This window comes from Thermosipho africanus Ob7 (assembly GCF_003351105.1).
GTDB classification, from domain to species: domain Bacteria; phylum Thermotogota; class Thermotogae; order Thermotogales; family Fervidobacteriaceae; genus Thermosipho; species Thermosipho africanus.
Map to the genome: position 1 here is coordinate 162130 of NZ_NKRG01000005.1, position 14085 is coordinate 176214.

General features: G+C 31.2%; 12 protein-coding genes. 1 reads left to right on the top strand and 11 read right to left on the bottom strand.

From position 1 onward, the window contains the following. The 11 genes from OB7_RS06750 to gcvH all read right to left on the bottom strand — a co-directional run bounded on the left by OB7_RS06750 (window position 1) and on the right by gcvH (window position 13600). A complete protein-coding gene (locus OB7_RS06750) occupies window positions 1-1419 on the bottom strand; it encodes a PLP-dependent cysteine synthase family protein (RefSeq protein ID WP_114702841.1) in 1419 nt (472 codons plus the stop codon). Continuing rightward, window positions 1416-3698, bottom strand: a complete 2283-nt coding sequence (locus OB7_RS06755; RefSeq protein ID WP_114702842.1) for a xanthine dehydrogenase family protein molybdopterin-binding subunit — start codon at window positions 3696-3698, stop codon at window positions 1416-1418. Before OB7_RS06755 ends, OB7_RS06750 begins: the two co-directional genes overlap by 4 nt. 3 nt (window positions 3699-3701) lie before the next feature. After that, window positions 3702-5426, bottom strand: coding sequence for an adenine deaminase (gene ade / locus OB7_RS06760; protein ID WP_004103343.1), 1725 nt, complete (start codon window positions 5424-5426; stop codon window positions 3702-3704). A gap of 113 nt (window positions 5427-5539) precedes the next feature. Then, window positions 5540-6706: a flagellin N-terminal helical domain-containing protein gene (locus OB7_RS06765; protein ID WP_114702843.1), complete on the bottom strand. Its 1167-nt coding sequence runs from the start codon at window positions 6704-6706 to the stop codon at window positions 5540-5542. Window positions 6707-6817: 111 nt separating this feature from the next. Continuing rightward, entirely contained in the window at window positions 6818-7960 is a 1143-nt protein-coding gene (locus OB7_RS06770) for an ABC transporter ATP-binding protein (protein WP_012579304.1), read from the bottom strand. After that, window positions 7957-8973, bottom strand: coding sequence for an ABC transporter ATP-binding protein (locus OB7_RS06775; RefSeq protein ID WP_004103349.1), 1017 nt, complete (start codon window positions 8971-8973; stop codon window positions 7957-7959). The genes OB7_RS06770 and OB7_RS06775 overlap by 4 nt, the downstream gene beginning before the upstream one ends. A gap of 14 nt (window positions 8974-8987) precedes the next feature. Further along, entirely contained in the window at window positions 8988-9902 is a 915-nt protein-coding gene (locus OB7_RS06780; protein ID WP_012579306.1) for an ABC transporter permease, read from the bottom strand. A gap of 14 nt (window positions 9903-9916) precedes the next feature. Further along, window positions 9917-10954 (bottom strand): ABC transporter permease, encoded by a 1038-nt coding sequence (locus OB7_RS06785; protein WP_012579307.1) that lies wholly within the window; start codon window positions 10952-10954, stop codon window positions 9917-9919. 119 nt (window positions 10955-11073) lie between these two features. Next, entirely contained in the window at window positions 11074-12729 is a 1656-nt protein-coding gene (uvrC, locus tag OB7_RS06790; RefSeq protein ID WP_012579308.1) for an excinuclease ABC subunit UvrC, read from the bottom strand. Window positions 12730-12791: 62 nt separating this feature from the next. Beyond that, a complete protein-coding gene (locus OB7_RS06795; RefSeq protein ID WP_114702844.1) occupies window positions 12792-13232 on the bottom strand; it encodes a hypothetical protein in 441 nt (146 codons plus the stop codon). Further along, window positions 13232-13600, bottom strand: a complete 369-nt coding sequence (gcvH, locus tag OB7_RS06800; protein ID WP_004103356.1) for a glycine cleavage system protein GcvH — start codon at window positions 13598-13600, stop codon at window positions 13232-13234. The genes OB7_RS06795 and gcvH overlap by 1 nt, the downstream gene beginning before the upstream one ends. Window positions 13601-13798: 198 nt before the next feature. Between gcvH and OB7_RS06805 the strand changes: the two genes are divergently transcribed. Further along, on the top strand, window positions 13799-14071 hold the full coding sequence (locus OB7_RS06805; protein ID WP_004103357.1) for a thioredoxin family protein: 273 nt from the start codon (window positions 13799-13801) through the stop codon (window positions 14069-14071). Window positions 14072-14085: the final 14 nt, after the last annotated feature.

The window sequence follows — 14085 nt, forward strand, 5'->3', positions numbered from 1 at the left end:
TCAATCTTCAAAATATATTTTCATAAGTTCATCATAATGTTTGTTTCTATATTCAAGTATTTTTTCATTGACTTCATAAACTTTTTCTTGTTGCTTAATCCAATAACTCTGATCCTTCTGTGCATTTAACTCTTCTACAGTTTTTCCTTGCTGCTCAACCCAGGTATAATATTTTAAATTATGCCATCTTTCTCTAGAATATTTATCACCTTCAAAAACCCAAGAAGGCTCTTTATATAATAAAATTCTTTCAGTTCGTGCTTTAGCTTCTGCTCTATCAAGTTTTCCAAACTTTTCCTCTAAATCTTTCATAACCGAATAATACCTCTCAATTGAATCAGTTGCAACTATAAAAATATTATCATCAGATGTAAAGTTATAATACTTTGCTATTTTTATTGCTCCAATTAAGTTAGCAACTCCTGATATCCCAAATTTATCTGATATAAAATCAACCATATCCTTTGGAGCAAATTCTTTCAAAAATTCAATTCCCACTGGATCGCTTAAAACCTGTAGCATTTTCTTTGATTCCATATCATCAACCAAAACAACTGCATCATTATTCATAACATTATGAATCCATGTAACATGCTTATCTCCAATACCTTGAATATCATGTCCACCATATCCATTAAGAGAAATCGTTGGACATTGTAATGGCTCAACAGCGACTACTTTAGCTTCTGAAAATTCTTGTTTTACTCTATCACCAGATGCTATCGTTCCAGCAGAACCTACACCTAAAACAACTGCCGAAATTCTAGAATTTCCAATTTTTTTATTTTTTACTAATTCAATCATTGTATTTCCTGTAACATAGTAATGGAATCTATAATTGCCAAACTCTTCAAATTGGTTTAATATTCTTACGTGTTCAGGATCTTTATTATATAGTTCTTTTGATTTGTCATATATTTCTTTAACATTTGATTCACAACCAGGCGTTGCAATAACCTCAGCACCATATTTTTTAATAATTTCAAATCTTTCTTTACTCATAAGTTCTGGAAGTAAAACAATAGATCTATAATTCATTCTAGATGAAACCCATGCTCCTCCAATTCCATAATTCCCGGTTGATGGCCAAATTAATGTATGTTTCAATGGATCCACTTCTCCATAAACGGTTTTTTCTGCCAACACTGAGTATGTTGCACCCACTTTATGACTTCCTGACGGAAATTCTTTTGCATATAAAACAATTATATTAGCATCAACTCCTGTAATCTCTTTTGGAACTTCAAAATAATAAATTTCATTATTTTCATCTTTCCAAGTAATATTAAACAAGTTAATTGGATGAAGTGGGTCTTTTTTCTTCATTTCAATAGCTCTTTTCCTAATTTTTGGATCAATCTTTTCTGGATTAAGCATTTCTTCAAAAGTTGGTCCAATAACAGGGACTTTGCTTTTCATAATTTTCCCTCCTTAGTATTTTTTACTATTTCTTCTAAAGAAACAGGTATCTTATTTAAAAAAACCCCTATAGCATTAGAAACTGCGTTTAAAACTGAAGGTGGTGAACTCATTAACGATGGTTCACCCAATCCTTTAGCGCCGAATGGTCCCTCTGAAAATTCTTCTTCCACAAAATAAACATGAATTTCTTCAGGAATGTCTTTAATAGTTGGAATCAAATAATTATTAAAATTAGTAGTAAGGATTTTTCCATTATTTTGCTTGATTTCTTCCATAATAGCGTACCCCATGCCTTGAATTACCCCGCCATGGACCTGACCAACGGCACCTTCAAAGTTTATAACTTTTCCAATATCATGACAAACCCATGCCTTTTTCAATGCTATTTTTCCAGTTAAAAAATCAACTTCCACAAGAGAAAGTTGCGTTGCAAAACTATATGTTATATACGCCTCACCAATTCCGTTTTCGTGATCAAAATGTAATTTTGGAGATTTATACCATCCAACCTCAGACAACTTAACGTTATTATCATTACATAACTTTGCAATTTCTTCAAAAGAAAATACTTTTTCTCTAATAAACACTTTCCCGTCTAAAAAAATAATTTCATTTTTGCCAACACCAAAATAAGAAGCTAAAAATCCAACTATGTTCTCTTTTAATTTCTCAGTTGCTATCTTTAAAGCATTACCACTAAAGAATGTAGTCCTTGAAGCTACAGTCGGCCCACTATCTTGAATAAACAATGTCTCAGGTTGTAAAACTCTAATTTTTGAAATATCTTGTCCCAATATTTCCGATACTATTATCGCCATTGTAGTTTTTGCACCTTGCCCCATTTCGGTATTACCTATCATTACATTAATAGTACCATCTGATTGAACATTAATCGTTGCAGTAGCGCCATCAAGATGTTGACCGCCAGCTCCTAAACTTACACCATAAAAAATATGAGACCAACCTAATCCTAGTTTTTTAAACGTAGAATTTTTATTATACTCTAAAACTTCTTTCTTTAAAAATTCATAATTTGATGCCTTATAAACTTTTTCTAAAGTTTTTTTTGCCCCAACTGATTGAGTTAGTACATGTCCGGTTGATGTCTCCTTATTTCTATCAAGTGCATTTCTCATTCTTATTTCATACGGATCAATATTTAACTTTTTTGCCGCGCGATCCATTATCGATTCAATTGCTACTAAAACTTGAGGTGAACCAAAGCCTCTAAAAGCTCCACAAGGAACTTTATTTGTATATACTCCATATACATCAACACTTACGTTTTTTACCGAATAAGCTCCACTTGCATGTACCATTGTTCTATACATAACTATCGGTGAAAGAGTTGAATAAGCTCCCATATCTAAATAAACTTTTGTCTTAATTCCCAAAATTTTTCCATCTTTTGCAAATGCAACTTTATAATATGATTTACTAGGATGTCTTTTACTTGTTTCTTTAATATCCATTTCTCTTGTATAGATTAATTTTACAGGTCTTTTTGTAATATATGATAAAAGAGCAGCCTTTGATGCTATGTATGATGGAACATCTTCTTTTCCGCCAAATCCTCCACCAGTTTCAGTCTGTATTACATTTAATCTATTTAATTCTATTCCTAATATTTTTGCTACGTCTTTTTGAACATAAAATGGACATTGCGCACTAACATAAATTTCCATTACCCCTCTTGGAGTATAATTTGCAACAACTCCTTGTGTTTCTAAATATGCATGTTCTTGATACCCCGTTTCAAAATTTTCTTCTATAATAAGATCAGCTTTTGAAAAAGCATCATCAACATTTCCTCTTCTAATTTTTCTATGAAAACCAATATTTGATTTCCCATTAACAATTATTTTATCCTGTATTGCTTCATCAATCGACAAAACAGGTGGCAACTCCTCAATTTCTACTTTTATTAATTTTCTAGCTTCTTCAATTGCATTCATAGATTCAGCAGCAATCAGTGCTAAAACATCTCCTTCAAACCTAATTTTTTCCCCTACAGGAACAAGAAAATTCATATCATCTATAACATGGCCAAATTTATTAACTCCTGGAACATCTTTGTATGTTGCTATATATACTACTCCGGGAACTTTCTTTGCTTCCGAAATATCTATATTTTTCAATATTCCATGTGGAACATTAGCATAAACTACTCCTGCATATAACATATTTTCAAAATAATAATCTGCTACGTATTTTGAGGTTCCATAGGCTTTTTCTAATCCATCAATTCTCTTTACTTTCTTTCCAATTACATTCATAAATTACACCTCCACAAATAAATCAACTATTTTCTGTTTTTCAACATCAATTAATCCTTTATCTGTAATCTTTAATTTTGGTATTACAGCAAGTTGTAAAAAGTGTATTTGCATTAGAATATCACTATTTACACCAATTTCTACTAAAGAATTTTTTAATTTTCTTAATTCTTCAACTACAAAGCCATAGTTTTTGTCTGACATTAATCCAGCTATCGGAAGCGACAAAGAAGCTATAAGCTTTTTATTTTTTACAACAACAATTCCTCCATTCAACTCTTTTATTCTACTTATTGCATAATTCATATCCTCATCATTTGTCCCAACAACAGTTAAATTATGAGAATCATGACCAATTGTAGTTGCAACTGCTCCATTTTTAATTGAAAGTCCATGAACAAAACCAATTGAATAACCACTTGCTTTATGCCTATCAAAAACTGCTATTTTTATAATATCTCTATCAATATCTGAAACCACGTAACCTTTTTCAACATTTGGTTCAACTATTAGCTCATCTGTTAAGAGAGTCCCAGATTTTACAGATATCACACGTATTTTTCTATTCCTATTTTTAATACTTAAAGAGTAGTTTTTTACAATATTTATTTTGCCTAATGTGTTTGGAATATTACGAATTATGCTTTCAACATTCATATTAATCCTTTTATCTTCAACTACAATCTTTGAATCTTTAATAACAAACTTAATATTAAAATCTTTCAAATTATCAATAAAAACAATATCAGCTTTATAACCAGGTGAAATTGCACCCATACTTCTCAAATTAAAATATTTAGCAGTATTAATTGTTGCCATCCTAATTGCAATTATTGGATCAATTCCACTATCAATTGCACTTTTAATAATTCCATTTATATGACCTCTCTCAATTATGTCATTTGGGTCTCTATCATCAGTACAAAAAGAGAAGAAAAAGTGGTTCATTTCATTTACTGCTGGAAGTAATGCATTCAGGTTTCTGGCTGCCGTCCCTTCTCTAATAAATATTTGCATTCCTTTTGAAAGTTTTTCTAATGCTTCTTCCTTTGTTTCACATTCATGGTCAGATCGAACAAAAGCATCAATATATGCATTTAATTCTTTTCCCGTCAATCCTGGTGCATGACCATCAATCTTTTTATATTTATGTCTTAATATCTCAATTTTTGTAATTAAATCTCTATCACAATCTAAAACACCAGGATAATTCATAACTTCTCCTAAAGCGATAATTCTAAACGGATATTTTTCAACTAAGCTTACCATATCTTCAGCACCAAGTGTTGCTCCTGATGTTTCAAGATTTGTTGCTGGCACTGCAGATGGAATTGCAAAATAGACATTCAACGGTATACCTTCAGTTGACTTAATCATGTATTCAATACCTTCTACTCCTAAAACATTTGCAATTTCATGTGGATCAGCAATAATAGTTGTTGTACCAAAAGGAAGGATTAGTTTGGCAAACTCAGTAGGTGAAAGCATAGAACTTTCAATATGAACATGAGCATCTATAAGTCCTGGAATTGCAAATAGACCTTTTGCATCAATAACTTCCTTTCCAACTTTATAATCATCTCCAATTCCTGCAATTCTTTTTTTATAAAGAGCAATATTAGTTTTTTCAATTTTTCCAGTAAAAACATTTACAAGATTAACATTCTTTATTAATACATCAGGCATTTTTTTCCCTAAAGCAACAGGAACAATTTCATAAATTTTCATTATATCCCTCCTTCTTTTTAGGAAGATTATATAAAAAAATCACCCTTATAAAAAAGGGTGATTTTTTATCTTATTTAATAATAAATTCGTAAAATTATAAAATATTATCCTTTTTAACCTCTCAGTAACTGTAAAATATTTTGTGGAAGTGTATTTGCCTGAGCAAGCATAGCCATACCTGATTGAATTAATATCTGCTGTTTTGTAAAGAACATCATTTGCTTAGCCATATCAGCATCTCTTATTCTACTTTCAGACGATGTTAGATTTTCTGATGAAACACCTAGATTAGCAATTGTATGTTCCAATCTGTTTTGCATTGCTCCTAATTTTGAGCGAATTCCACTTACTTTATCAATTGCAGCATCTATTAAACTTATTACCCTTTCTGCTCCATCTTGCGAAGTAACATCAATTAAACTAGTGTTAAGTCCCAAATTTTTTGAATCAACAGCATCAATTCCGCCAATCATATTCGCACCCTCATTTGCACCAATCTGGAAAACCAAATAATCAGAACCAGTGTATTTCCCTTCAATTCTTGCAACCGCAGCATCAATAACTTCACCACTTGGTAATCCATTATAATTCGAAATTGATAAGACAGTTGAATCCCATCTTAGAGTAACACCACCTACTAGAACATATCCTTGAGCAAAAGAAGTAACAATTGTGCTATAAACAGATGAAGTTGTTACTAAAGTTATTCTTACATCCAATGCACTTGTAGGTGAACCTCTAAATTGTCCAACTTCAACCAAATAAGTACCTTCTTTAGCATTTTGATTTAAAGTGTTAATTGTTAAATCTATTATTCCGCCATTTACAATATTTGCTTCCGCATTTGCTCTAAAACTTTCTAAATTTCCATTCAAAAGCTTTTTAGTATTAAATTCGGTTGAACGAGCAATTCTATCAATTTCTTGACGCAATTGTTCTATTTCAGCTTGAATATTTTCTCTATCAACATCAGTATTTGTATCACTTGCTGCTTGAACTGCAAGTTCCCTCATTCTCTGAAGTATTGAATGAACTTCATTCAATGCACCTTCTGCTGTCTGGATTAATGATATAGCATCTTGTGCATTCTTTCTTGCCATATCAAGTCCTTTAATTTGACCTCTCATCTTTTCACTTATTGCAAGTCCAGCTGCATCATCAGCTGCTCTGTTAATCCTTAATCCAGAAGATAATTTTTCCAACGTTTTTGACATATTTGAATTAGTTAATGAAATTTGCCTCCAAGCATTTAAAGCGCTTAAATTATGGTTTATTCTCACTTTATACACCTCCTATTCTTTTTCTAACAAATTTTTCTTTATTAATTATTTTTTTCCTAAAAAAATAGCATCTCACCTTACTGGTGAGATGCTATTTTAAAGAATTTTTTATTATTTTAATGATCCTGGGAAGTGACAAGCTACAAAGTGACCCGGTGATACCTCTTTCAATTGTGGTTCCTCTTTTGCACAAATTTCCTTTGCTACAGGACATCTTGGATGGAATCTACATCCACTAGGTGGATTTACTGGACTTGGAACATCTCCTGTCAAAATTATCCTTTTCTTTTTATATTCAGGATTTGGAACCGGTATAGCACTCATTAATGCTTTTGTATAGGGATGTAATGGATTATCAAATAGTTCTTTCTTGGAAGCATTTTCAACAATTTTTCCTAAATACATAACGACTACCCTATCAGAAATATATTTAATGACTGATAAGTCATGTGAGATAAACAAATATGTTAAATTATGTTTCTTTTGAAGTTCAAGCATTAAGTTAATAACTTGAGATCTTATAGAAACATCAAGTGCTGCTACTGCTTCATCGGCAACTATTAACTTTGGATTCATCAATAATGCCCTTGCTATTCCTATTCTTTGACGTTGTCCTCCAGAAAATTGGTGAGGAAATCTATACATATGTTCTCCATGAATACCAACTTCTTCTAAAACTTCTTTTACCTTATCTACTACTTCAGATTTTTTTATCAGCCCATGCAATACAGGCCCTTCAGAAACAATTGTCTTAACTCTAATTCTTGGATTAAGAGAACTATATGGATCCTGAAAAACTATTTGCATCGTTCTTCTAAAATCTCTTCTCTTTTCAGTTATATTATCTAAAAGTTTGCTATAAAAACCACTTTCGCCTAGTTCCTCATATAACTCATAATATTCTTTATCAATTCCTGTAAATTTTGATGGATCTTCCTTTTTAAATTTCTCTATATACATTTTCTTTAAATATTTCTTTGCTCTATAACGTGGCATAAAATAATATGTTGTATCCTTTCCGTCTACAATAATTCTTCCAGATGTAGGCTCATAAAGTCTTAAAAGCGTCATTCCAGCAGTAGTTTTTCCACAACCTGATTCACCAACAAGCCCAACAGTCTCACCTTCATAAATTTCAAAGCTGATGTCATCTACTGCTCTAACCCATGCTACTATTCTTTTAAATACTCCTGCACGAATTGGAAAATACTTTACAAGATTATCAACTTTAACTAATACTTTTTTTTCACTCATGCACTTTCACCAGCCTTTTTGAGTTTCTGAGCCTCTTCAACTTTTTTATAATAAAAACATCTTGAATAATGATTTTTTCCAACTTCATATAAAGGTGGAATTTCCTTTTTACATCTTTCATCTGCAAACTCACATCTGGTATTAAACCTACATCCTGGTGGAAAATGTAATGGATCAGGAACAATTCCTGGTATATTATAGAGTTTGTCCTGTTCTATATCTAATCTTGGAATTGAATTTAAAAGTCCCCAAGTATATGGATGTCTCATTTCTTTAAATAATTCTTTTACATCAGCAGTTTCCATAACCATTCCACCATACATTACAACAACTCTATCAGCATTTTCTGCAATAACACCAACATCATGCGTAATTAAAATTATAGCCATTCCATACTCTCTTTGTAATTCCTTCATTAAATCAAGTATTTGCGCTTGAATAGTAACATCAAGAGCAGTTGTTGGCTCATCCGCAATTAATAATTTTGGCTTACAAGAAAGTGCCATTGCAATCATCGCTCTTTGCCTCATACCACCAGATAATTCATGTGGATACTCATCAACACGTTTTTCTGGTTCAGGTATTCCAACTTTTCTTAGCATGTCAATTGCCATTCTTCTAGCTTCCTTTTTATCAACATCTTGGTGCAACAATATTGCTTCCATAATCTGCTCACCAATTGTAAAAACTGGGTTTAAAGCTACCATTGGTTCCTGAAAAATCATTGCAATATCATTACCTCTAATTTTTCTCATCTCATCCTCTGAAAGATCTAAAAGATTCTTTCCTTCAAAAATTATTTGACTTCCTTCTAAAATTTCACCATTTGGATCCAACAATCTTAAAATTGATAATGAGGTAACACTTTTTCCACTACCAGATTCACCAACAATTCCAAGTGTCTCGCCAGGATAAACTTCAAAATCCACTCCGTCAACTGCTTTAACAACTCCATCTTCTGTATGAAAATAGGTCTTTAAATTCTTTACTTCTAATAATGGTTTTTTTTCCAACTCAATCACTCCTTTTATTTCAATTTCGGATCAAAGACATCTCTTAAAGCATCACCTACTAAATTCCATGCTAATACAAACAAAACCATTGCCATTCCTGGATAAAAAACGGTATACCAATAAGCTAGTGCTTGACCACTAGCACCTAATATATAGTTTCTTGTATAGTTAAGCATTGAACCCCAATCAGCATAACCAATTGGAGCACCAAGCCCTAAGAATGAAAGTGCAGCTGCTGTAATAACCAAAGATCCTAATCTCATTGTAGCTTGAACTAAAACTGGAAAAATTGTATTCGGAAGCACATGTCTTACAATTATAATAAAGTTTTTTATTCCAAGAGCCTTTGCAGCCAAAACAAATTGTTCTTCTTTAACTTGCAATATATTAGCTCTAATTAATCTTGCAACTGCCATCCAACCAAAAACTGTCATTGCAATCATAACTTTATCTAAACCACTTCCTAATATTGTTGTTAATACCATTGCAGCTAACAAAAATGGTATTGATAAGAAAATATCCGTAATTCTCATTAGAATTTCATCTATCCAACCACCAAAATAACCAGCAATTGATCCTATTATTAAACCAATTATTGTTGATAACGTGACAACTGTTAAACCAATTTTAAAAGCAGTTCTTGTACCCCAAATTACCCCGTAATAAATGTCTCTACCGGCAATCATACCAAAGGGATGATCTTTGCTTGGTGGTACTGGATCTGAACTCCAAGAAAGTATTGGCATTATGTACGGATCTTCAAGTTTCATAGGATTTCCATTTTCATCTGGAAACATTGGATTAACAGGCGGTGCAAGTAATGGAGCAAATGCAGCAATCAACGCAAAAAATATTAACAATGAAAATCCTAAAACTGCAGAAGGATTTCTAAACAATTTTTTCATTGTTCTTTTAAACTCTGTATTCATCAACATCCACCTCCCTAACCTAGTCTGATTCTTGGGTCTAATATTGCGTATAGTATATCGATTATCAAATTTCCAATAACAAGCAGTGTTGAATAAAACAAAGTGCTACCTAAAATTGCTGCATAATCAAGCTGAGTAGCTGCTTGTGCTGTAAATCTACCCATTCCAACTCTATTAAAAATAACTTCAACTATAACAGTTCCTGCAAGTAAGCCAATAACCATTGCACCAGCAACCGTTACAACAGGAATCATTGCATTCTTTTTGGCATGTTTGTGTATAACTTCCTTTTCAGGAACCCCTTTAGCTCTAGCCGTTCTAACATATTCTTTACCAAGAACTTCAAGCATACTTGATCTTGTAATTCTTAACAAATACGCCCACCAAAGCCAAGAAATTGTTAGAATAGGTCCAATTAAGTGTCTCAATGCATCCCAGAAAACATCAAGTCTTCCATTCAATAAAGCATCAATTGTCAATAAATGCGTTATTTTATGAAAACTATCTGATTTTACTATTGAATCTGCCCAATCACTCAAAGTTCCTGGTGGAAACCATCCAAGAACTGAATAGAAAATCATCAAAACTATTAACCCAAAAACAAAATCAGGAAGAGACCAACCAACAATTGCAAAAATCCTTATAAAATGATCTATAAACTTATCTCTATTAACCGCAGCCGTAACACCTAACCAAATACCAACTGCAATAACCGGTATAAATGCATAAAGTGCAAGCTCGATCGTATAAGGAATTCTTTCTTTAATAGCATCAGCAACTGGTTGCTTGGCTGTAACAGACCATCCCAATTCACCTTTTAAAACTCCACCAAGCCATTTAAAATATCTAGTCCACATTGGATCATTTAAACCATACTTTTCAATTAATCTATCAATGTCTTCATTTGAAAGCTTGTCAAATACATTTGGATTTACATATGCTGAAATCATTTTTTCAGGACCTAATATTTCTGTAAAACTAAATATTATCAAAGTTACACCAAACAAAATCAGTGGAAGTAGCAAAAGCCTCCGAATAATATACGCCGTCAAGTTTAACACCTCCTAAATTTTTTAAGTTTACATCAATATTATTATAACAGTAGTAAAAAATGTTTCAAGTCTGAATTAAACTTAATTTTATTTTAAATCTTGTAATTTTTAGTAAATACTTACAAATATTCCTTTAAACGTAATGCTATCTTATTACCCACTATCTTCGAAAGTTCTTCAAGAGGTGCATTTTTTATATTTTCTATACTTTTATACTTTTTAAGCAATATTTTTTTTCTTTTTGGTCCAATTCCTGGAATATCGTCTAGTTTGCTTAATGTATAATTTTTTAACTTTAAGCTACCACTAAAACTATTTGCTACTCTATGTGTTTCATCACGTATTGATATTAAAGTGCGTAAAACTTCATCATTTTCTTTCAATTTAAATTCTTTATTTTTTGTAACAATTATTTCTTCCTTTTTAGCAATACCAACCACATCAACATCTAGTCCCAATTCATTAAACGCTTCAATTGCAGCATTGACCTGTCCTCTTCCTCCGTCAACAAAAATAAGATCAGGCGCTTCATGTTTTGTATATCTTTTCCTAATAAACATCCTGATACTTTCAAAATCATCTAAAATATCACCAAGTTTATACCTTCTATATTCTTCCGGCTTTGGTACTCCATTTTCAAATACTACCAAAGATGCTACTGTAAATTTTCCATTTCTGTGAGAAATATCTGTTCCTTCAATTCTATATGGAATCTTTTTCAAACCTAATATTTCTTTAATCTTTTTTAAAGTATCTCTTCTCAGTCTTTTTGCTTTGAAATGTTCTTTTAAATTTTCATATGCTATTTCAAGTAAATATCTATCACTATCATCTAAAGAAACATTTATAGGTATATCAAACTCTATTTTATTTAAATTACTACTTTCGAATGTAACTATTTTTGTCGGTAAATCACTTTTCATTCCATAGTAAAATTGATATAAAAATTCTTCAAATGACAAATTCGCTTCATAAAAAAGCTTTGATAATAAAACTCCACCACGAACCTTTAAAACTAAAAAAACTTTTTTTGAATATGCAATATAGTCCACACATCTTTTATCATTTAAAATCACACCTTGTGTGTTTAACAGTTTTTCAAATGATAATAACAAATCTCTATATTTAGCTGCATTTTCAAAATCAAGCATTTTAGAATGATAATTCATCTTTTGTTCAATATAGTCTTTTACAAATTCAAAATCTCCTGATAAAACCTTTTTTAAATTATTTATTGCCGACATATAAATATTTTTATTTTCAAATTTGCATGGTGCCAGACATGTTTTTAAATGATATTCAATACAAGGTTTCTTAATTTTAGATAAATCTTTTTTGCAAGTTCTGACCCCAAAAATTTTTTGTAAAATCTCTAACAATAATCTTGTAAAAGTTATATTAGTAAAAGGGCCAAAAAATATTCCTGAACTTTTCCTACTTCTTGTAACTTCAACATACGGATATTCATCATCTGATATCCTAATATACGGATATCTTTCACCTTCTTTTAGCATTATGTTATACTTTGGTTTATGTTTAAATATTAAGGTAGCCTCTAATAATAATGCCTCTTTTTCATTTTTTACAATAATAACTTCTAGACTATTTGATTCCTCAACAATTAGCCTACTCTTTTCTTCTTTAAGTGAAAAATGTGAATTAAGCCTTCTTTTTAAATTTTTTGCTTTTCCAATATAAATATATTCACTTCCATTCTTAAAGATATATACTCCAGGTTTTTCACTGACGTTATATAAAACACTTTTGTCTAACATTTGATCCCTCCATACAAAAAATGTGGGGACTTCCCCCACATTTTTTATGAGCTAAACTTTTCTTATTCTATATTTCTATTTTTAATACCAAAAATCAAAGTTATAACATATGCCCAACCGATAGAAAATAAAGCAACAAATGCAGCATCTTTAACCCAAATCAAATCAATTATCAAGAAGACAATCATTATTATTGAAAATAGTATAGCTTTTCTCATTGCATTACGAATATTCAACTTTGAAATATCACTAGCAGCTAGCATTGAGTAAATAGCTATTACTAAATACGCAACTGGCGATATAGACAATCCAAGTTTCGAATAAAAATTTACAAATCCACCAGATGCAAAAAACGCAAGAGAAACAGCGAAAAATACCCATGAAACCACACTTGAAATACCAAATGAGGATTTAGCTTGCTGAATCACACCAAGCAATAATACCAATCCAATCACTATATTCATTATAAAAACCAAAACTGCATAAGCGGTAATCCCTAACATTAATTATCACCTTCACTGTTAAGAAATTCCTTATATTCTTCCTCGGTCATCAATTCATCAAGCTCCGAAGGATTTGAAATTTCAATTTTTACCAACCATCCTTCACCTTCAGCATCTTCATTAACAAGTTCTGGCCTTGCATCAAGCTCACTATTTACTTCTACAATTTTTCCGCTAATTGGTGCATAAACATCACTTGCTGCTTTAACACTTTCTATTGATAACAAAACATCACCTTTTTTAACTTCTTTACCTACTTCTGGCAAATCAACATAAACAATATCTCCAAGCTCTTCTTGTGCATGAGAAGTAATTCCAACATACCCGTTTTCATCTACCCATTCATGAGTTTTTGTAAATTTTTTCATGAAAACCCCTCCTTGATTTTATTTGTTCATTAATATTCTAACATATAAACTAACTATTTCAACTATCTAGAGATAGTATATAAGTTTAATTCTAATAGAAAATTTGTAATTTTCCTGTATTAATAAAATTATTGAAATGTCATAAATCAAATGTTAAAATGGACAATGTTTGGAAGAATTAGATCAGGAGGTGATTTAATGAAGATAGAATACTTTAAGAATGACAAATGCAGTGTATGTAAAGCTATGCTTCCCAAAATCCAAACTATAGCAAAAAACTTTGATATTGATATTGAGGTAATTGACGTTATAGAAAATCCTTCTTATCCAGCTCAAAAATTAGTATTTACAGTACCAACAGTAATAATATTGGATAAAGAATTTGAAATCAAACGATTTGCAAGAAATTTTAGTATTAGTGAGGTAATAAATACAATTGAAAGATACCTAGAAATAAGTAATAAAGAATAAGGCTAATAGGGAAA

What these genes read in the sequence shown, in the direction of transcription:
- uvrC (WP_012579308.1), bottom strand. Translation starts at nt 12,729, where the DNA reads ATGTTAGACAAAAGTGTTTTATATAACGTCAGTGAAAAACCTGGAGTA.
- OB7_RS06750 (WP_114702841.1), bottom strand. Translation starts at nt 1,419, where the DNA reads ATGAAAAGCAAAGTCCCTGTTATTGGACCAACTTTTGAAGAAATGCTT.
- gcvH (WP_004103356.1), bottom strand. Translation starts at nt 13,600, where the DNA reads ATGAAAAAATTTACAAAAACTCATGAATGGGTAGATGAAAACGGGTAT.
- ade (WP_004103343.1), bottom strand. Translation starts at nt 5,426, where the DNA reads ATGAAAATTTATGAAATTGTTCCTGTTGCTTTAGGGAAAAAAATGCCT.
- OB7_RS06770 (WP_012579304.1), bottom strand. Translation starts at nt 7,960, where the DNA reads ATGAGTGAAAAAAAAGTATTAGTTAAAGTTGATAATCTTGTAAAGTAT.
- OB7_RS06795 (WP_114702844.1), bottom strand. Translation starts at nt 13,232, where the DNA reads ATGTTAGGGATTACCGCTTATGCAGTTTTGGTTTTTATAATGAATATA.
- OB7_RS06755 (WP_114702842.1), bottom strand. Translation starts at nt 3,698, where the DNA reads ATGAATGTAATTGGAAAGAAAGTAAAGAGAATTGATGGATTAGAAAAA.
- OB7_RS06805 (WP_004103357.1), top strand. Translation starts at nt 13,799, where the DNA reads ATGAAGATAGAATACTTTAAGAATGACAAATGCAGTGTATGTAAAGCT.
- OB7_RS06780 (WP_012579306.1), bottom strand. Translation starts at nt 9,902, where the DNA reads ATGAATACAGAGTTTAAAAGAACAATGAAAAAATTGTTTAGAAATCCT.